Here is a 17,213-nt window from a genome sequence, read left to right on the forward strand (position 1 = left end):
CCCTTCTTTCCTGGCCGATCAGGTCGGCCATTTCCACGCTGCGTCAATGCTTATACCGAGGTTCGCAATATGAACGCGCCCAACATTCCTTCCCAGATGACAGCCATTGAGATCAGCCGCCCGGGAGGACCGGATGTTCTGGTCCCGGTCCAGCGGCCCACTCCTCGCCCGAGCGAAAGGGAAGTGCTGATCAAGGTGCATGCCGCCGGCGTGAATGGGCCCGACGTCCTCCAGCGCAAAGGCCTCTATGCTCCGCCGCCTGGCGCCTCGGATATTCCCGGGCTGGAAATATCCGGCGAAATCGTGGCGCTGGGCGCCGAGGTAAGCAATTTCGCCATTGGTGACAAAGTGATGGCCCTGGTTCCCGGTGGCGGCTATGCCCAGTACGCCGTTGCAGACGAGCGCACCACCCTCCATCTGCCCGAAGGCTTGAGCCTGGAAGAAGCGGCGGCCTTGCCGGAAACCTTCATGACCGTCTGGACCAACCTGTTCCAGCGAGGGCAGTTCAAGGCCGGGGAAACGGTGCTGATCCATGGCGGCGCTTCCGGCATCGGCACAACGGCCACCATGCTGGCCAGGGCTTTCGGCGCCTCGCAGATTTTCACCACAGTGAAGAACGAGGAACAGCAGGCTGCCAGCCGGTCCCTGGGCTCGGATCACCCCATCGACTACACCCGGCAGGATTTCGTGGCAGAGGTCATGCGCGAGACCGGGGGGCGCGGCGTCGACGTGGTGGTCGACATCATCGGCGGGGACTACGTCGATCGAAACTTCCAGGCAGCGGCCATGAACGGCCGCATCGTTCAGATCGGGCTGGTCAAGGGGCCCGCGGCCACCGTCGATTACTTCCAGATGCTGGTGAAGCGCCTGACGCATATCGGCTCGACCCTGCGTTCTCGAAGCCACGACGAGAAAAAGGCGATCATCGATGAGCTCGAGAGCCAGGTCTGGCCCCATGTCCGCAAGGGCGAGGTCAAGCCCCTGGTTTTCAAGGTCTTCGGCCTGACGCAGGCAAGTGCAGCCCATGAGTTGATGGACTCGGGCCTGCATATCGGCAAGATCGTTCTCGCAAGCCAGTCTTGACGATTCGACCGGCTCGCCATGAAACCTCGGCCAGGCCGGTCTCCCCGCTATCTCCTTTTCCCTGCATCTCATAGCGACGCCGTTTCCCGGAGCCTGCGCGGGAAAGACCAGGGGCCAGCGAATCTGGGTGTCGCTGGCCGCTCCGCAAGGAGTGGCCAGCGCCGTCACCGGCCGAGCGAACCTTTACAGCGAAGCCGCAGCCTTCTCGATCGAGCGCGCCACCGCATCGGGATGCGAGACCATCACCACGTGGGAGGCGCCGCGGACCACTTCGACGTCTTTCGCGTGGGCCCGCTGGGCCATGAAGGCCAGGGCCTGCGGGGGGATGTTGCGGTCCTGGTCGCCGTAGACGAACCACGAGGGGATGCGCTGCCAGGCGGCGGCGCCGGCCTTCTCGTTCAGCGCGGCTTCGGTGACCGGGCGCTGGGCCGCGGCCATCAGCTTGGCCTGCGCAGCGGGCACGTCGGCGGCGAACTGGTCGTGGAACTTGTCCTGCTGGATGTACAGGTCCTTGCCGCCGCCGGCGAGCGTCACCGGCGGCGCCAGGGTCGGGCCGAGGGTGCTGCCGGGGAACTTGCCGGCCAGGTCCGCGGCGCTCTCCCCCGCCTCCGGGGCGAAGGCGGCGACGTAGACCAGCGCCTTGACGTTGCCGGCGTCGCTGGCCGCGGCGCTGATGACGTTGCCGCCGTAGGAGTGCCCGACCAGCACCACCGGCGTCTTCAGGCTGGTGAGGATGTTGGCGACGTAGGCACCGTCGCTGGCGACGCCGCGCAGCGGGTTGGCGGCAGCCACCACGGTGTAGCCGTCGTGTTCGAGGATGCGCGTCACGCCGTTCCAGCTGGAGGCGTCGGCGAAGGCGCCGTGGACCAGCACCACGGTGGGTTTCGCGGCGGCGGACGCGCCGGCGGCCATGAGCAGGCCGGCGGCGCAGGCCAGGGCACCGAGGGTTCTTTTCATCGGAGATTCTCCTTGCAGGGGAATGAGGCCGGGGCGCGCGGCCCCGGCCGGTGGTGGGAAATCGGCGCTAGGGCGCGTAGCGGGTGAACACCAGGTCATGGTTCTTCACCCGCGCCTGGTGGCAGGCGTAGCAGGTCTGGTGCTGTGCCTCGTCGGCCGGCTTGCCGTCGATGAAGCGGGCGAAGCCCCAGCCGCCGGTGGCCGCGTACTTCTTCGAGTCCTTGACCATGAACTGCACGGTGGTGGCCGCGCCGGGGATCGAGGCCGGCTCGAACTCCGGCGACTGCACGTGCTTCCAGGCCAGCTTGGCGAGCACGCTGCCGTCGGGGAACGGCAGCTTGCCCGCGCGATAGGCCCGCATGGCGATGTCGTTGCCGAGCACCGCGCGCAGCTCGTTCAGCGGCGCCGCTTCCTGCGCCGGGGCGACCAGCTGCCAGGTGCGGTAGCCCTCGGGCATGCGCACGCCGTAGATCGGCGAGGCGTCCGCGGTGGGCGCCGGGTCGGCACTGGCGCCGGCGGCCAGGGCGAGCGCCAGGGCCGCCGCGGCGAGTGCGGTGAGTCTGGGTGTCATGGCTGCGCTCCGCTCACAGGTGGTCGGCGTCGACCACCGCCTGGACGAAGGCCTGGGGCGCCTCCTGCGGCAGGTTGTGGCCGATGCCGCCCTTGATCAGGCGGTACTCGTACTTGCCGCTGAAGCGCTTGGCGTAGGCCTCGGCCGGCGGGTGCGGCGCGCCGTTGGCGTCGCCTTCGAGGGTGATGGTCGGCACGCCGATCGTGGGGAAGGCCGCCAGGCGCTTCTCCAGTTCCGCGTAGCGCGCCTCGCCCTCGGCCAGGCCCAGGCGCCAGCGGTAGTTGTGGATGGCGATGGGGCCCTGGTCAGGGTTGTCCAGCGCCGCCGCGCTGCGCTCGAAGGTGGCATCGTCGAAGTTCCACTTGGGCGAGGCCAGCTGCCAGATCAGCTTGGCGAACTCGTGGCGGTACTTGTCGTAGCCTTCGCGGCCGCGCTCGGTGGCGAAGTAGAACTGGTACCACCACTGCAGTTCGGCGCTGGGCGGCAGCGGCGCCTTGCCCGCCGCCTGGCTGCCGATCAGGTAGCCGCTGACCGAGACCAGGGCCTTCACCCGCTCCGGCCACAGCGCCGCGACTATGTCGGCCGAGCGCGCGCCCCAGTCGTAGCCGGCGAGCACCGCGCGCTTGATCTTCAGCGCGTCCATGAAGTCGACGACGTCCACCGCCAGGGCCGCCGGCTCGCCGTTGCGCAGCGTCTTGGCGGAAAGGAAGCGGGTGTCGCCATAGCCGCGGGCATAGGGGATGAGCACGTGGTAGCCCTTGGCCGCCAGCTGCGGCGCCACTTCGCTGTAGCTGTGGATGTCGTAGGGCCAGCCGTGCAGCAGGATGACCGCCGGGCCGTCGGCCGGGCCGGCTTCGGCGTAGGCAACCTTCAGCAGCCCCGCATCCACGTGGCGCAGCGCGCCGAACGCGTCGTCCGCGGCCTGCGCCAGCGGGGCGGCGAGGTTCGCCAGGGCGAATGCGAGCGCCGGGACGCCCAGGGCTTTGTAGTTGAACAGGTTCATCGGGGTTCTCCCTTGCAGGGTGCCGGGAATCGGCGGGATGTCGGTCTAGCGTTCGACCAGCGAGGCGCGCTGCGGGCGGAAGGCCTCGCGCAGCTCCTCGCTGAACAGCTGCGGTTGCTCCCAGGCGGCGAAGTGGCCGCCCTTGTCCACCGCGTGGAAGTAGTCCAGCGAGGGATAGGCGCGCTGCGCCCAGCTCTTCGGCGCGCGGTAGATTTCGCCGGGGAACACGCTGATGGCCACCGGCACCTTGATCTGCGCGGTCTTCTGCGCGGCGGCGCTGAAATTGTTGTTGTTGTTTTCCCAGTAGAAGCGCGAGGACGAGGCGCCGGTGTTGGTCAGCCAGTAGAGGGAGATGTCGTCGAGCATCTCGTCGCGGCTGAGCACGCGCTCCGGCTCGCCGCCGCTGTCGGTCCAGGCGGCGAACTTCTCGTACATCCAGGCGGCCATGCCGGCCGGCGAGTCGGCCAGGGAATAGCCGATGGTCTGCGGCCGCGTCACCATCATCGCGCCGTAGGCGGCGTTGCGCCCGAAGAAGGTGCTCAGCGCCTGGTAGGCGGCGCGCTCGTCGGCGGACAGGCTACTGGGCGCCGGGTCGCCGCTGTTGATCGGCTTGACCAGTTCCGCCGGGATGGTCGCCGGCATGTTCAGGTGGATGGCCAGCAGCCCGGGCGGCGCCAGGCGGCCCAGGGCGTCGGAGATCACCGAGCCGTGGTCGCCGCCCTGGGACACGTACTGCCGGTAGCCCAGGCGCTTCATCAGCACGTCCCAGGCCCGGGCCACCCGGTCGGGGTTCCAGCCCAGCTCGGTCGGCTTGCCGGAGAAGCCGTGCCCGGGGATCGCCGGGATCACCACGTCGAAGGCGTCCTCGGCCTTGCCGCCGTAGGCGGTGGGGTCGGTCAGCGGGCCGATGGTCTTGAGGAACTCCAGCGGCGAGCCGGGCCAGCCGTGGGTGAGGATCAGCGGCATGGCGTGGGGCTGGCGGGAGCGCACGTGGATGAACTGGATGTCCACGCCGTCGATGCGGGTGACGAACTGCGGCAGGGCGTTGAGCTTCGCCTCGGCCTTGCGCCAGTCGTAGCCGTTGCCCCAGTAGTCGACCAGCGCCTTCAGCCTGGCCAGTTGCACGCCCTGGGAGGCATCGGCGACGGTTTCCTTGTCCGGCCAGCGGGTGGCGGCGATGCGCCGGCGCAGGTCGTCCAGTTGCGCCTGGGGCACCTCGATGCGGTACGGCCGCACGCTGTCGTCCTCGCTCGCTGTGGCGTTGGCGGACGCGACCAGCGCCAGCGGCGCCAGGTGCGCGTGGCTGCCGCCGAGGAGGAACAGGCCGACGGCGCCGGCCAGGAGCGAACGGGTGAACAGGTGCTGAGTCTTCCGTGGGTGCGATGCTGCGAGCATGGTCGATCTCCTTGAGTGGGGGCCGGGGCGTGGACGCAATCGTTCGCCCTCGGCGAAGCGCGAACCTGGCCACTGTCGGTCGCGCCCGCCCCGCTTCGGAGGCGCTGCGCAACCCGTGGCATCGATCAGAACAAAGGGCGGCGGGCCTGGGGATTGCACGAAGGTGTCGGTCGATACCTTCGTATCGTTCGCCCGCCGGCGTTGGAGGCGCTGCGGCCACGCCGGCCTGGCGTGCCGCAGCGGGCCCGCTCAGGCGAGTGAGAGCGCCACGTCGATGTTGCCGCGGGTGGCTTTCGAATAAGGGCAGGTCTGGTGGGCCGTCTCGATCAGGTCCAGGGCGGCGTCCCGTTCCAGCCCCGGCAGGCTGACCTGCAGGCGCGCCCGCAGGAAGTAGCCGTCGCCGCCCTGGCACAGCTCCACTTCGGCGTCGATGGCCAGGTTCGCCGGCAGGGCGATCTTCTTCCGCCGCGCGGCGAGGCCCAGCGCGCCTTCGAAGCAGGCCGACCAGCCGGCGGCGAACAGTTGCTCCGGGTTGGTGCCGGTGCCCGGCGTGCCGGGCAGCGAATGGCGGATGTCCAGGCGCCCGTCGTCGCTGCGCGAGGTGCCGCCGTCGCGGGCCCCGGTGGTGTGGACCCTGGCGGTGTAGAGAACGGTTTCGGTGGTCATGGCTGCCTCCTGGCATGTGCTCGTGCATACCGGGTTCGGTATGTGCCGCCGATCAGAGCAGAGGCGCTCTGCCGGGGACGATTGCACGAAGGTATCGGGCTCCGGCGCGCAACCGTTCGTCCCGTCAACGGCGGCGCTTTCGCCCAGCCGACACCAAGGTATGATGGGCAGCTCCGCCAAGGTGGCGCATGCTCGCGAAACGGCTACCGCCGAGAGAGGATCGGTATGCACAACGAACCCGGCCCTGTCGTCGACAGGCTGCCCGGCCTGGCCTGGACCGCCGCTGCCGACGGCCGGGTCGACTCCGTCAACCGCCCCTGGTGCGCGTACACCGGCCACTGCGCCGACGCGGCGCTGGGCGATGGCTGGCAGTCGGCGGTACACCCCGACGACCTGCCGGCGCTGCTCCAACGCTGGGCCGCCATCCTTCACACAGGCCAGGCGCAGGACATGCAGGCGCGCCTACGGCGTTTCGACGGCGCCTACCGGCGCTTCCTCCTGCGCGTCGAGCGCCTCGACGCCGCCGCCGGCACCTGGTGCGGCCTGGCCATCGACATCGAGGACCTCGGCCCGGGCCCGGCGACCACCAGCACCCCGGCCCTGGACGCGCTCATCGACAGCATCCCCGGCTTCGTCTGGCGCACCGCGCCTGACGGCAGCGTCGAGTTCCTCAACCAGCGCTGGTTCGACTACACCGGCATGACTCCCGACGAGGCCCGCGGCACCGGCTGGATGAACGCCGTGCACCCGGGCGACGCGCCGGCGCTGGGCGCCTACTGGCAGGGCCTGCTGGCCGCGGGGCTGGCGGGCGAGTTCGAGGCCCGCCTGCGGCGCTTCGACGGCAGCTACCGCTGGTTCCTGATCCACGCCGTGCCGCAGCGCGACGAAGCCGGCCGCGTGCTCAAGTGGTACGGCGGCAACACCGACATCGACGCACGCAAGCGCGCCGAGCTGCTGCTGGCCGGCGAGAAACGCCTGCACAGCCTGATGGCCGGCGCCGCCGCCCTGCCCCTGGTGCTCGAAGCGCTGTGCCAGCTGGTGGAAGCCAGCCTCGACGACTGCCTGTGCGGCATCACCCTGGTCGCGCCCCGCCGCAGCCGCCGCGCCGTGCAGGCACCGGGCGAACTGCGCCTGCAACCCGGCGCCGGCCCCGGGCTGCCGCCGGGCCTCATGGCCAGCGACGGCCAGGCGGTGGACGCCGGCAGCAGCCCTGAATCCCTGGTCGTGCTCGGCGGCGAAACCCTGGTGGTGGCCGACCTCTCCGCCGAAACGCGCTGGCCCGCCTGGTGCGCCGCCGCCCTGGCCCACGGCCTGCGGGCGAGCTGGGCGACGCCGGTGATCGCCACCGGCGGCGAAGTGAGCGGCGTCCTCTCGCTGTTCTTCCGCCACGCCTGGCCGCCCGACGAGGCGCAGCGCAACCGCATCGCGCAGTTCAGCCAGCTGGCCAGCATCGCCATCGAGCGTGCCCGCGGCGAGGCCGCGCTCAAGCAGAGCGAGGCCTTCCTCGCCAAGGCCCAGCGCATCAGCCTGACCGGCACCTTCTCCTGGCACGTGGACAACGACGAGATCGCCTGGTCCGACGAGATCTACCGCCTGCTCGACCTGGACCCGGGCCTGACGCCGAGCTTCGAGCTGGTCTACTCGCGGGTCCACCCCGACGACCTCTCCCGCCTCGACGAGGTGTTCCAGCGCCAGCGCCACGCCGCCCGCGACTTCGAACACGAGCACCGGTTGCTGCTGCCCGGCGGCGTGATCCGCCACGTGCACATCGTGGCCCAGGCGATGCGCGACGCCGACGGCGCCCTGGAATACATCGCCGCCGTGCAGGACGTCACCCAGCGCCGCCTTGCCGACGAGGCCCTGGGCCGGGTCCGCGCCGAGCTGGCGCACGTGGCCCGGGTCGCCAGCCTGGGGGCGCTCACTGCGTCCATCGCCCATGAAGTCAACCAGCCGCTGGCCGGCATCATCACCAACGCCAACACCTGCCTGCGCATGCTCGGCGCCACTCCGCCCAACGTCGACGGCGCCCGCGAGACCGCGCGGCGCACCATCCGCGACGGCAACCGCGCGGCCGACGTGATCAAGCGCCTGCGCGCGCTGTTCGCCAAGGATGGGGTGGCCAGCGAACCGGTGGACCTCAACGCGGCGGCCCGGGAAGTGCTCGCCATGCTGCAGAACGAACTGCAGCGCAACGGCGTGGCCGTGGTGCCGCAGTTCAACGAGCAGCTGCCGCCCGTGCCCGGCGACCGCGTGCAACTGCAGCAGGTGATCCTCAACCTGATCATCAACGCCATGGACGCCCTGGCCGAGGTGCACGGCCGCCCGCGGCAGTTGCGCATCAGCAGCGGCTACGACCTGGACTCCAGCGTGTTCCTGGCGGTGCGCGACAACGGCAACGGCTTCCCCCCGCAGGACGCCCACCGGCTGTTCGACGCCTTCTACACCACCAAGCGCGCCGGCATGGGCATCGGCCTGCTGGTCAGCCGCTCCATCATCGAACACCATGCCGGGCGGATCTGGGCCACGGCCCACGACGGCCCCGGCGCGACCTTCATCTTTTCCATCCCGCTGCCGGCCGCCGACGCCGACGACGACCACGCCAGGGGGAACGCCCGATGACCACGCCTTTGCTCGTGTCGCTGGTGGATGACGACGAGTCCGTGCGCGAATCGCTGCCGGACCTGCTGCGCGAGTTCGGCTTCGCCGTGCAGGCCTTCGCCTCGGCGCCGGCCTTCCTCGACTCGGACTGCCTCGCGCAGACGCGCTGCCTGATCCTCGACGTGGCCATGCCGGAAATGTCCGGGCCGGAGCTGCAGAAGGAGCTGGCCCGGCGCGGCTGGCGCATCCCCATCATCTTCATCACCGCCCATGGCGACGCGGCCACCCGCCCGCGCCTGATCGCCCAGGGCGCCGTGGATTGCCTGCTGAAGCCCTTCAGCGAGGCGGAACTGCTCAAGGCGCTCAGCGCCGCGCTACCGGTCGGCTGACGCCGCAGGCCACCAGGAGAACCAGGCATGTTGAACGCTGTCCCTGCCCCCCAGGGGGGAACCCGGCCACAGGCCGACGCCACGCCGCTGGTCTACGTGGTCGACGACGACGTCTCGGTGCGCGAGTCGCTGGAGCTGCTGATCCGCTTCGCCGGCTGGCAACCGGTACTGTTCGACTCCGCCCGGGCCTTCCTCGACCAGCCCGCGGCCCAGGTGCCCAGCTGCCTGGTGCTGGACGTCAACCTGCCCGACCTCAACGGGCTGGACCTGCAGCGCAGCGTGGCCGGCGAGCGCCCGGCCATGCCGATCATCTTCATCACCGGCTACGGCGACGTGCCGCTCACGGTGCGCGCCATGAAGGCCGGCGCGGTGGAATTCCTCACCAAGCCCTTCGACGACGACACCCTGCTGCGCGCCATCGCCGAGGCCCTGGCGCACAGCCGCGTGGCCCTGCAGCAGCAGGAAAGGCTGCGCACCCTGCGCGCCGCCTACGCCAGCCTCACGCCGCGCGAACGGGACGTGCTGCGCATGGTGGTCGCCGGGCGCCTGAACAAGCAGGTGGCCGCCGACCTGGGCATCAGCGAGATCACCGTCAAGGCCCACCGCGGCCGGGCCATGCGCAAGATGAAGGCGCGCTCGCTGCCGGACCTGGTGAAGATGGCGGCGCTGCTGGAGATCGCCCCCGACGGCGAGCGCTGAGGCGCCCTCGCCGCCCGGGCTCAGGCCGGGACCGACAGCGGCCGCCGGCAACCCCACCAGACCAGCAAAGCCGCCAGCAACTGGCTGCTGGCGAAGAATCCGAACAGTTCCTGCGTGCTCCAGCGGGCATCGAGCAGCACCCCCGCGATGGCCGGTGACAGGATCGCCCCCAGGCGCCCGGTGGCCAGCACCAGGCCCACGCCGCTGGTGCGAGCCGCGGTGAGGAAGGCCTGGGGCGCGAGGATGAAAAGCGCCGCGATGGCGCCATTGAGCGACAGCCCCGCGCCGAAGCCCACGGCGATGGCCAGCGGCGGGACGCGGGTGGCCGGCACCAGCAGCGCCATCAGCACGGCATTGAGCAGCAGCAGGCCCAGCAACAGCTGGCGGCCCCCTGCGCGATTCGCCGCCAGGCCCACCAGCAAGGCGCCGAGCATGCCGCCGAGGCCCAGCAACAGCCCGCCGGTGGAGCCCTGCTTTTCGGAAAAGCCGTTGTGCAGCATCAGCGTCGGCGTCCAGCTCATCACGAAGTAGTAGCCGAACATGAGCAGCAACAGCCCCAGGGCCAGCGAAGCGGTCAGTTGCCACTGGCCGGGCGCGAACAGCTGCCGGTACTCCACGCCTCGCGCTGGCCGCAACCGGGCTTGCCGGTCGAGGGCCAGGAATTCCGGCGACTCGCGCAGCCAGAGCGCACCCGCCGCCACCGCCGCGAGCGTGACCACGCCGCCGGCGAGAAACACGTAGCGCCAGCCGAGCCACTCGTTGAACAGGTGGGCCAGCAGGCCGCCCAGGCTCACGCCCAGCGCGAAGGCCAGGGACTGCAGGGCGATGGCCAGGCTACGCCGATCCGCCCCGGTGTACTCATGGGCCAGCACGTTGGCCCCCACCAGCACCGCGCCGGTGCCGACGCCGGTCAGCATGCGCAGGAGCATCAGCACGTAGTGGTTCGGGCTGCAGAACGACAGCAACATGCTGATGCCGCTGAGCGAAAGGCCCGCCAGCAGCAAGGGCCGGCGCCCGTAGCGGTCCGCCCGGGGGCTGATGAAGGAACCGCAGGCCATGCCCACCAGGCTGGCGCTGAGCAGCGCGCCGAGCTGGGTCGCATTCAGCCCCCACTCCGCCGACACGCTGCCGCCGGTGAACGCCATGGCCATCGCATCCAGGCCGTCGATCACGTTGAAGAGCATGCACAGGCAGACGACGCCCCACGGGGACGGGGCCATTGCAGCATTGTTGTTCATAGCCTTGGGCACGCAGCCTGTTTCCTTTTTGACGCGCGGTTCGAAGCGCTGCTCGGCCATGCCCTTGCGGGCATACCTAAGTATCGACCGACACCATCGTGCAATCGCCGAAGCGACACCCGGGTGCTTTGATCGATCTGCGCAAGCGGCGCCGAATGCAGGGCCGGAAGCATATTACGTCCCGACCGCTACAGACAGGGCCCCGCGCCTCGAACCCCACCCCACCGGGTTCCGCCAGGAACCTTTCCAAGGAGAGCCCCCAGATGTTCCTGCATCTATCGACCTGGGCCGAGATCGGCCAGTTTCTCGAACGCAGCCGCACCATCGTCATCCCCATCGGCTCCAACGAACAGCACGGCCCCACCGGCCTGCTGGGCACCGACTGGATGTGCCCGGAGATCATCGCCGGCGAAGCGCAGAAACTGGCGGACATCCTCATCGCCCCGACCTTCAACATCGGCATGGCCCAGCACCACCTGGGCTTCCCCGGCACCATCTCGCTGCGGCCCTCGACCTTCATGGCCGCCATCGGCGACTGGGTGCGCTCGCTGGCCGGCCACGGCTTCGAGAAAATCTTCTTTCTCAACGGCCACGGCGGCAACATCGCCTCGATCGAAGCGGCCTTCTCGGAACTCTATGCCAAAGCGAGTTTCGCCCGGCGCCGCGCCGGCTTCGCCCTGAAGCTGTGCAACTGGTGGGATCTGGAAGGCGTCGATGCCCTGGCGCGGGAGCAGTTCCCCACGGGCCACGGCATCCACGCCACGCCCACCGAGGTCGCCGTGACCCAGTGGGCCTATCCGGACTTCATCAAGTCCGCCGAGTATTCGCCACGGATCGCCAACTGGGGCCCCATCCGCGAAGCGCTCGACTTCCGCGCGCGCCACCCGGACGGCCGCATGGGCTCGGACCCGGCGCAAGCCTCCATCGAAAAGGGCCGGCAACTGGTGGCCCTGGCCGCCCAGGGCCTGGTGCAAGAGGTCCAGGCCTTCGGCGACGAGTCGATACCGGGCTAGATCCGCTGCGAACCGGCCGCGCGCCCATGGATGGGCGCGCGGCTTTTTTCTATGGGCTGCAGAAGCGGCAACGGCCGCTTCTGCCCCGGGCGCTAGCCCCGGCCCAGCCGTTCGATGGCGCTTGCCACGCCCGCGCCGTACGCCGGGTCCGCCTTGCTGCAGTTATCGATATGCCGCTGTTTGGTCTGCGCCGAGGCGCCCTGGATCGAACGCGCGGTATTGTCGAACAGTGCCTGTTGCTGCTCGAAGGTCATCAGGCGGAACAGCGCGCCGGGCTGGGAGAAATAGTCCTGGTCCTCGCGATGGTCCCAGTGGCCCGCGCTGCCTTGCAGCGCCAGGGGCGGCTCGCTGAAGTCCGGCTGTTCCTGCCATTGCCCGTAGCTGTTGGGCTCGTAGCCCAGGGTGCTGCCGGCGTTGCCGTCGGTGCGCATCTGCCCGTCCCGGTGATAGCTGTGGAACGGACATTTCGGCGCGTTCACCGGAATCTGGTGATGGTTGACGCCCAGGCGGTAGCGCTGCGCATCGCCATAGGAGAACAGCCGCGCCTGCAGCATCTTGTCCGGCGAGAAGCTGATGCCGGGCACCACGTTGGCCGGGCTGAAGGCCGCCTGCTCCACCTCGGCGAAGTAGTTCGCGGGGTTGCGGTTGAGTTCGAGGACGCCGACCTCGATCAGCGGATAATCGCCGTGCGGCCAGACCTTGGTCAGGTCGAAGGGGTTGATCGGGCAGGTCGCCGCGTCCGCCTCCGGCATGATCTGCACATACAGCGTCCAGCGCGGGAAGCGGCCTTCCTCGATGCTGCCATACAGGTCGCGCTGGGCACTTTCGCGGTCCCGGCCGACCAGGGCTTCGGCCTGCTGGTCGGTGAGGTTCTCGATGCCCTGCTGGGTCTTCCAGGTGAACTTCACCCAGGAGCGCTCGTTCTGCGGGCTTATGAAGCTGAAGGTGTGGCTGCCGAAGCCGTGCATGTGCCGGTACGAGCGGGGCAGCCCGCGGTCGCTCATGACGATGGTGACCTGGTGCAGGGCTTCGGGCAGCAGGGTCCAGAAGTCCCAGTTGTTTTCGGCGCTGCGCAGATGGGTGCGTGGGTCGCGCTTGACCGCATGATTGAGGTCGGGGAACTTCAACGGATCGCGCAGGAAGAATACCGGCGTGTTATTGCCCACCAGGTCCCAGTTGCCCTGTTCGGTATAGAACTTTATGGCGAACCCGCGAATGTCGCGCTCGGCATCGGCGGCGCCGCGTTCCCCGGCCACGGTGGAAAAGCGCACGAAAACTTCGGTGCTCTTGCCGATCTCGGAAAACAGCCGGGCCTTGGTATAACGGCTTATGTCGTGGGTGACGGTGAAGGCTCCATAGGCGCCCGAGCCCTTGGCGTGCATGCGCCGCTCGGGAATCACCTCGCGGTCGAAGTGCGCGAGCTTTTCCAGCAGCCAGACGTCCTGCAGCAGCACCGGGCCCCTGGGGCCTGCGGTCTGCGAATTGTTGTTGTCGACCACCGGCGCACCAGCGGCTGTCGTGAGCTTTTTCATGGTTTTGTCCTGGATGATTGGCGCAATGAACAAACAAGGGGAAACGCCAACCCATCAAACCAAGTTATGCAACCGCCAACCATGATACGAAGGTGTCGCCCGGTAATAGGAAAGTTGTTCGAAGCCTTCCGGTGCCGGATAAAAAAGAATAAACAGGCGGGATATGAATACAGTGGCCAGTTAAGGTAAACAGTTCTGTTTCGTTATATAGGGCGCACTCTTCTGCAACGTGCAGAAGAGTGCGCTCTACCCGTCTCAGCCCAGCCGCTGGCGCAACTGCGCCAATTGGCGCATGTCCAGGCTGTCGAAGCCTTCGCTGAGCGCGCAGGCATCGAGCAACTGCGCCGCCTCCGCGTTGCGCCCCTGCTCCAGGTGCAGCTTCGCGCGGTCCATGCTCGCGCGCAGCTCCCAGGCCCGCGCGCCTTGATGGCGCGCCAGGGTCAGCGATTCGTCGAGCACTGCATCGACCGCCGCGGCGCTCTCGCCCAGCGCCTTGAGCACCTGGGCCTGCAAGCGCAGCAGTTCCGGCAGGGCGAAGGCATCGCCGCTGCGCCGGCAGTGCTGGACGCTGCGCTGGATCACCGCCAGGGCCCGCGCGTATTGCCCATCGAGGATCAGGCCTTCGGCCAGGGAAATCTCGAAGGAGGTGGTCAGCAGCTCGTAGCGCATGCCCTGCAGCCGCGACAGACTCTCCTCCAGCAGCGGCACCGCGTCGCCGGGCTGCTCGCGGCGGATGGCGATGGCCCCGCGCAGGCCCAGAGAGGCCGCCACGTACGGGGCGAAGGCATTGGCGTGGGCGATCTGGCTGAAGGCCTGCAGGCTCGCCTCGGCCTGCGCCAGGTCGCCGTTCCAGATGTGGATGCACAGCGTCCACACCAGGGCGATGCAGTAGGTGGCCGGGTGCTTCAGCTCCGCGGCTTCCGCCTCCACTTGCGTGGCGAGGCGCCGCGCCTGGTCCGGGAAGCCCAGCAGCCACAGCGTGCGCGCCAGCGCCAGGCCGGTGCGGTTGTGGTGGTCGAAGCCGTAGTGCAGGGTCCGGCTGCGCTCGGAGGGCAGGCTGTTGCGCAGCGAGCGCTCCAGTTCCTGGCGCGCCAGGCGCTGGTCGCCCAGCAGGTGGTGGGAAATGCCCGCCAGCGAGGCGGCGATAGCGATGGCTTCCGGCTCGCCCAGGCTGTCGCCGATCGCCAGCGCGCGCTCGGCCCAGGCCAGCGACGAGGCGAAGTCGCCGATGCGCTCGTAGAAGATCTGCAGGCGGCCCAGCAGGCGCAGCTGCGCCCAGCGGTCGTCCAGCGCCACGGCGATGTCCAGGGCCCGCAGCAAGGCGGTTTCCGCCGCGCCGCTGTTGCCGCGGGTGAACATCAGCACCAGGCCCAGCGCGGCCTGCAGCTCCATTTCCGTGGGCGTGCCGTGGTAGCCCAGCTCCAGCAGTTCGGTGGCGCGCGCGCACCAGGTGCGGCATTCCACCTGCAGCGAGAAGTGCAGGAACAGGGGCGCGCTGGCCGCCGCCAGGGGCAGCGCCAGGCCCGGGTCGCCCTGGGGGCCGAAGCTCCACTCCAGGGCGCTGCGAATGTTGCCGAGCTGGCTGGCCAGGCGCGCGCAGCCGTCAAAGATGTCTTCCGGCGAGCTGCCCAGGCCCTCCAGCAGCTTCAGGTAGAAAAGCGCATGGCGGAAGCCGAGGCTGTGCATCTCGGCCGCGCCGTGGGCCGGCAGCTTGTCGCGCACGTAGGCGCGGGTCATCTCCAGCAGGCGGTAGGTGACCGTCGTTTCGCTGCGGTCGACCGTCACCAGCCCCTTGGCGGCGAGTTCGTCCAGGGTGGCGGCGGCTTCCAGCTCGTCGATCCGGGCATCGGCGACGATCTGCGAGGCCGCCTGCAGCGAGAACGGCCCGACGAACACCGCCAGGCGGTCGAACACCAGGCGCTGCGGGGCGCTGAGCAGGTCGTAGCTCCAGTCGAGCATCGCCCGCAGCGTCTGGTGGCGCGGCTGCGCGGTGCGCCAGCCGGCCCAGCCGAGCGAGAAACGTTCCCCCAGCAGGGCGTGGGTGGCCTTGACGCCGTGGCTGGCAGCGCGCATCGCCGCCAGCTCGATCGGCAGCGCCATGCCGTCCAGGCGCCGGCACATGTCGGCGACCAGCTGGGCGTCGCCCTCCTCCAGCGCCAGCGAGGCGTTGCCGGCCTTCGTCCGTTCGACGAACAGCCGCAGCGCCGGGAATGCCAGCAGTTGCTCCAGGCTCAGCCCCTCGCTGTCGGCTGGAAAGCCCAGCGGCCCCAGCCAGTGCACCTGCTCGCCGCGCACCCGCAGCGGCTCGCGGCTGGTGGCCAGCAGCGCGACGCCGGGCGCGGCCTCGCCGATGCGCTCGGCAACGGCGGACACCGCGTCCACCAGGTGCTCGCAGTTGTCGATGATCAGCAGCAGCCGCTGCCCGCGCAGGTGGGCGAGCAGCACGAACAGCGGGTCCTCGACCTGCACGGGAATGCCCAGCGAGGCGGCCAGCGCGGAAGGCACCAGCGCCGCATCCTCGACCTGCGCCAGGTCGACGAAGCGCACCGGCTCCAGGCGCTCGCCGGCGGCGCGGTGGCCCACCTCGACGGCCAGGCTGGTCTTGCCGACGCCGCCGGTGCCGACGATGGTGAACAGCCGCGGCTGCGTCAGACGCTCCAGCACCAGGGCGACGTCCGCTTCGCGGCCGAACAGCCTGGCCCGCGGCGGCAGGCCGCCCACGCTTTCGCCGAGCGGCGCCACGGGGGCGGCCGAAGGCGCTGCGTCCAGGGCCGGGCGCCGGTTCACCGGGGCGACGAAGGCATAGCCGACGCCGACCTGGGTGGCGATGTAGCGCGCCCCCTGCTCGCCGTCGCCGAGGGCGCGGCGCAGGCTGTTCATGTGAAAGCGCAGGCTGCCCTCTTCGACCACTACGTCGGGCCAGACGCGCTTGATCAGCTCACGCTTGGACAGCACCTGGCCCGGCTTCTCCAGCAGGGCGATGAGCAGGTCGAGGGCGCGGCCGCCGATCTCCACCGGCTCGCCATCGCGGCTGAGCAGGCGCTTGCCGGGCATGACGCGGAAGGGACCGAACTCGAGGGACGGGTCAAAGGAATCGTGCAATGCGTCCGTTACGGACTCCACGGGAAATTCTCTCGGGCTCGGAAATCCTACGAGGATAGGCGTTTTGCTCGGGCAATCAAGCACATCCTGTAGCGGCCGTGTGGACGCCGCCACAGGATGCGCACCTGTCTACTGCAGGCTCAGCAGCAGCGGAATGTTGCCGTGGGTGGCCTTGGAGAAGGGGCAGCTCTGCCGGGCGGCGTCCAGCAGGCACTTCGCCAGCTCCGGCTCGACGCCGGGCAGCGAGATGGCCAGGTGCGCCCGCAGGAAGAAGCCGTGCTCGCCGTGCACCAGGTCCACGTCCGCCTCCACCGTGGCATCGGGGGGAAACGGGACTTTCCGGGCATTGGCAGCATGCCGCAGCGCGCCAATGAAGCTGGCCGACCAGCCGACGGCCAGGAGCTGCTCCGGGTTGGTGCCCTGCCCCGGCGCGCCCGGCGGCGAAAAGCGGATGTCCAGCCGGCCGTCGTCGCTGCGCGCGATGCCGTCGCGGCCGCCGAGGGTGCGGGTGTGCGCTGTGTAGAGAACCTTCTCGATCGACTGCATCGGTACTTCCTGGCGAACGATGACCGGCGGGCCCGGCAATTCAGAGCACCCGCGCGCACTTGCGGCTGGTGCGGGACAGGCGCTGCCTGGCGTCGGCCTGCGGCAACACCACCTGCGCCGCCGCGCGCCGCTGGTATTCGCCCAGCTCCTGCCGGGCGATATCCAGCAGCCAGGCACGGAAAGGGCCCGCGGGATCATAGCTGGCACGCTGTGAATCCACGGCCTTCAACGTAGCCCGCAGGACCTCGCCGAGGTCTTCCCCGCGCATCCGCCCGGCCTGTACCTGCCCTTCGAAGAACGCCACGAGCAGCGGAACCAACGCCTTGAGCAGGCGCGGCGACGCCTCGCCACCGCCCTGTTGCGCCTGGACCAGCAATGCACCGAATTCCGCATTGCTGCAGCGCCCTGCCAGGCTCATGCA

General features: G+C 69.6%; 15 protein-coding genes. 5 read left to right on the forward strand and 10 right to left on the reverse strand.

Annotated elements, in window-relative coordinates; genetic code table 11:
• Nucleotides 1–96 precede the first annotated feature (96 nt).
• The gene (locus PM1_RS15165; protein WP_043300506.1) at nucleotides 97–1,083 is read left to right on the forward strand and encodes an NAD(P)H-quinone oxidoreductase; all 987 of its coding nucleotides are present in this window, start codon (nucleotides 97–99) and stop codon (nucleotides 1,081–1,083) included.
• Between the two features lie 183 nt (nucleotides 1,084–1,266).
• On the opposite strand, the gene PM1_RS15170 is transcribed toward PM1_RS15165, so the two are convergent.
• The 5 genes from PM1_RS15170 to PM1_RS15190 all read right to left on the reverse strand — a co-directional run bounded on the left by PM1_RS15170 (nucleotide 1,267) and on the right by PM1_RS15190 (nucleotide 5,675).
• Nucleotides 1,267–2,040: an alpha/beta fold hydrolase gene (locus tag PM1_RS15170; protein ID WP_009621965.1), complete on the reverse strand. Its 774-nt coding sequence runs from the start codon at nucleotides 2,038–2,040 to the stop codon at nucleotides 1,267–1,269.
• Nucleotides 2,041–2,107: 67 nt separating this feature from the next.
• Nucleotides 2,108–2,611, reverse strand: a complete 504-nt coding sequence (locus PM1_RS15175) for a cytochrome P460 family protein (protein ID WP_009621963.1) — start codon at nucleotides 2,609–2,611, stop codon at nucleotides 2,108–2,110.
• A 13-nt stretch (nucleotides 2,612–2,624) separates the two neighbouring features.
• Nucleotides 2,625–3,614: an alpha/beta fold hydrolase gene (locus PM1_RS15180; protein ID WP_009621960.1), complete on the reverse strand. Its 990-nt coding sequence runs from the start codon at nucleotides 3,612–3,614 to the stop codon at nucleotides 2,625–2,627.
• A 45-nt stretch (nucleotides 3,615–3,659) separates the two neighbouring features.
• Nucleotides 3,660–5,009, reverse strand: coding sequence for an epoxide hydrolase family protein (locus tag PM1_RS15185; RefSeq protein ID WP_009621958.1), 1,350 nt, complete (start codon nucleotides 5,007–5,009; stop codon nucleotides 3,660–3,662).
• Nucleotides 5,010–5,258: 249 nt separating this feature from the next.
• Complete coding sequence (locus PM1_RS15190; RefSeq protein ID WP_009621956.1) at nucleotides 5,259–5,675, reverse strand: organic hydroperoxide resistance protein; 417 nt, start codon at nucleotides 5,673–5,675, stop codon at nucleotides 5,259–5,261.
• A 225-nt stretch (nucleotides 5,676–5,900) separates the two neighbouring features.
• On the opposite strand from PM1_RS15190, the gene PM1_RS15195 reads away from it, so the two are divergent.
• From PM1_RS15195 to PM1_RS15205, 3 genes are read left to right on the forward strand one after another with little or no spacing between them, the layout of a single operon-like run.
• On the forward strand, nucleotides 5,901–8,294 hold the full coding sequence (locus PM1_RS15195; RefSeq protein WP_009621954.1) for a PAS domain-containing protein: 2,394 nt from the start codon (nucleotides 5,901–5,903) through the stop codon (nucleotides 8,292–8,294).
• Nucleotides 8,291–8,662 (forward strand): response regulator, encoded by a 372-nt coding sequence (locus tag PM1_RS15200; RefSeq protein WP_009621952.1) that lies wholly within the window; start codon nucleotides 8,291–8,293, stop codon nucleotides 8,660–8,662. The genes PM1_RS15195 and PM1_RS15200 overlap by 4 nt, the downstream gene beginning before the upstream one ends.
• A 27-nt stretch (nucleotides 8,663–8,689) precedes the next feature.
• A complete protein-coding gene (locus tag PM1_RS15205) occupies nucleotides 8,690–9,361 on the forward strand; it encodes a response regulator transcription factor (RefSeq protein WP_009621950.1) in 672 nt (223 codons plus the stop codon).
• A gap of 20 nt (nucleotides 9,362–9,381) precedes the next feature.
• On the opposite strand, the gene PM1_RS15210 is transcribed toward PM1_RS15205, so the two are convergent.
• Nucleotides 9,382–10,581 carry an MFS transporter gene (locus PM1_RS15210; RefSeq protein WP_238603257.1) on the reverse strand — a complete coding sequence of 400 codons (1,200 nt, stop codon included), beginning with the start codon at nucleotides 10,579–10,581 and terminating at the stop codon, nucleotides 9,382–9,384.
• Between the two features lie 281 nt (nucleotides 10,582–10,862).
• Between PM1_RS15210 and PM1_RS15215 the strand changes: the two genes are divergently transcribed.
• Complete coding sequence (locus PM1_RS15215; RefSeq protein ID WP_009621946.1) at nucleotides 10,863–11,612, forward strand: creatininase family protein; 750 nt, start codon at nucleotides 10,863–10,865, stop codon at nucleotides 11,610–11,612.
• Nucleotides 11,613–11,704: 92 nt separating this feature from the next.
• Here PM1_RS15215 and PM1_RS15220 read toward each other — a convergent pair whose 3' ends face one another.
• The 4 genes from PM1_RS15220 to PM1_RS15235 form a co-directional block, all read right to left on the reverse strand.
• Nucleotides 11,705–13,144: a catalase gene (locus PM1_RS15220; RefSeq protein WP_009621944.1), complete on the reverse strand. Its 1,440-nt coding sequence runs from the start codon at nucleotides 13,142–13,144 to the stop codon at nucleotides 11,705–11,707.
• A 255-nt stretch (nucleotides 13,145–13,399) separates the two neighbouring features.
• Nucleotides 13,400–16,267 carry an ATP-binding protein gene (locus PM1_RS15225; RefSeq protein ID WP_009621942.1) on the reverse strand — a complete coding sequence of 956 codons (2,868 nt, stop codon included), beginning with the start codon at nucleotides 16,265–16,267 and terminating at the stop codon, nucleotides 13,400–13,402.
• Between the two features lie 108 nt (nucleotides 16,268–16,375).
• Complete coding sequence (locus PM1_RS15230) at nucleotides 16,376–16,792, reverse strand: organic hydroperoxide resistance protein (protein WP_009621941.1); 417 nt, start codon at nucleotides 16,790–16,792, stop codon at nucleotides 16,376–16,378.
• Nucleotides 16,793–16,832: 40 nt separating this feature from the next.
• Nucleotides 16,833–17,210 carry a hypothetical protein gene (locus tag PM1_RS15235; RefSeq protein WP_183029864.1) on the reverse strand — a complete coding sequence of 126 codons (378 nt, stop codon included), beginning with the start codon at nucleotides 17,208–17,210 and terminating at the stop codon, nucleotides 16,833–16,835.
• Nucleotides 17,211–17,213: the final 3 nt, after the last annotated feature.

The sequence above is a fragment of the Pseudomonas sp. M1 genome, from assembly GCF_022760135.1.
In the GTDB taxonomy this organism is placed as follows: Bacteria; Pseudomonadota; Gammaproteobacteria; order Pseudomonadales; family Pseudomonadaceae; genus Pseudomonas; species Pseudomonas citronellolis.

What these genes read in the sequence shown, in the direction of transcription:
- PM1_RS15230 (WP_009621941.1), bottom strand. Translation starts at nt 16,792, where the DNA reads ATGCAGTCGATCGAGAAGGTTCTCTACACAGCGCACACCCGCACCCTC.
- PM1_RS15165 (WP_043300506.1), top strand. Translation starts at nt 97, where the DNA reads ATGACAGCCATTGAGATCAGCCGCCCGGGAGGACCGGATGTTCTGGTC.
- PM1_RS15175 (WP_009621963.1), bottom strand. Translation starts at nt 2,611, where the DNA reads ATGACACCCAGACTCACCGCACTCGCCGCGGCGGCCCTGGCGCTCGCC.
- PM1_RS15190 (WP_009621956.1), bottom strand. Translation starts at nt 5,675, where the DNA reads ATGACCACCGAAACCGTTCTCTACACCGCCAGGGTCCACACCACCGGG.
- PM1_RS15220 (WP_009621944.1), bottom strand. Translation starts at nt 13,144, where the DNA reads ATGAAAAAGCTCACGACAGCCGCTGGTGCGCCGGTGGTCGACAACAAC.
- PM1_RS15215 (WP_009621946.1), top strand. Translation starts at nt 10,863, where the DNA reads ATGTTCCTGCATCTATCGACCTGGGCCGAGATCGGCCAGTTTCTCGAA.
- PM1_RS15200 (WP_009621952.1), top strand. Translation starts at nt 8,291, where the DNA reads ATGACCACGCCTTTGCTCGTGTCGCTGGTGGATGACGACGAGTCCGTG.
- PM1_RS15195 (WP_009621954.1), top strand. Translation starts at nt 5,901, where the DNA reads ATGCACAACGAACCCGGCCCTGTCGTCGACAGGCTGCCCGGCCTGGCC.
- PM1_RS15180 (WP_009621960.1), bottom strand. Translation starts at nt 3,614, where the DNA reads ATGAACCTGTTCAACTACAAAGCCCTGGGCGTCCCGGCGCTCGCATTC.
- PM1_RS15235 (WP_183029864.1), bottom strand. Translation starts at nt 17,210, where the DNA reads ATGAGCCTGGCAGGGCGCTGCAGCAATGCGGAATTCGGTGCATTGCTG.
- PM1_RS15210 (WP_238603257.1), bottom strand. Translation starts at nt 10,581, where the DNA reads ATGGCCCCGTCCCCGTGGGGCGTCGTCTGCCTGTGCATGCTCTTCAAC.
- PM1_RS15170 (WP_009621965.1), bottom strand. Translation starts at nt 2,040, where the DNA reads ATGAAAAGAACCCTCGGTGCCCTGGCCTGCGCCGCCGGCCTGCTCATG.
- PM1_RS15205 (WP_009621950.1), top strand. Translation starts at nt 8,690, where the DNA reads ATGTTGAACGCTGTCCCTGCCCCCCAGGGGGGAACCCGGCCACAGGCC.
- PM1_RS15185 (WP_009621958.1), bottom strand. Translation starts at nt 5,009, where the DNA reads ATGCTCGCAGCATCGCACCCACGGAAGACTCAGCACCTGTTCACCCGT.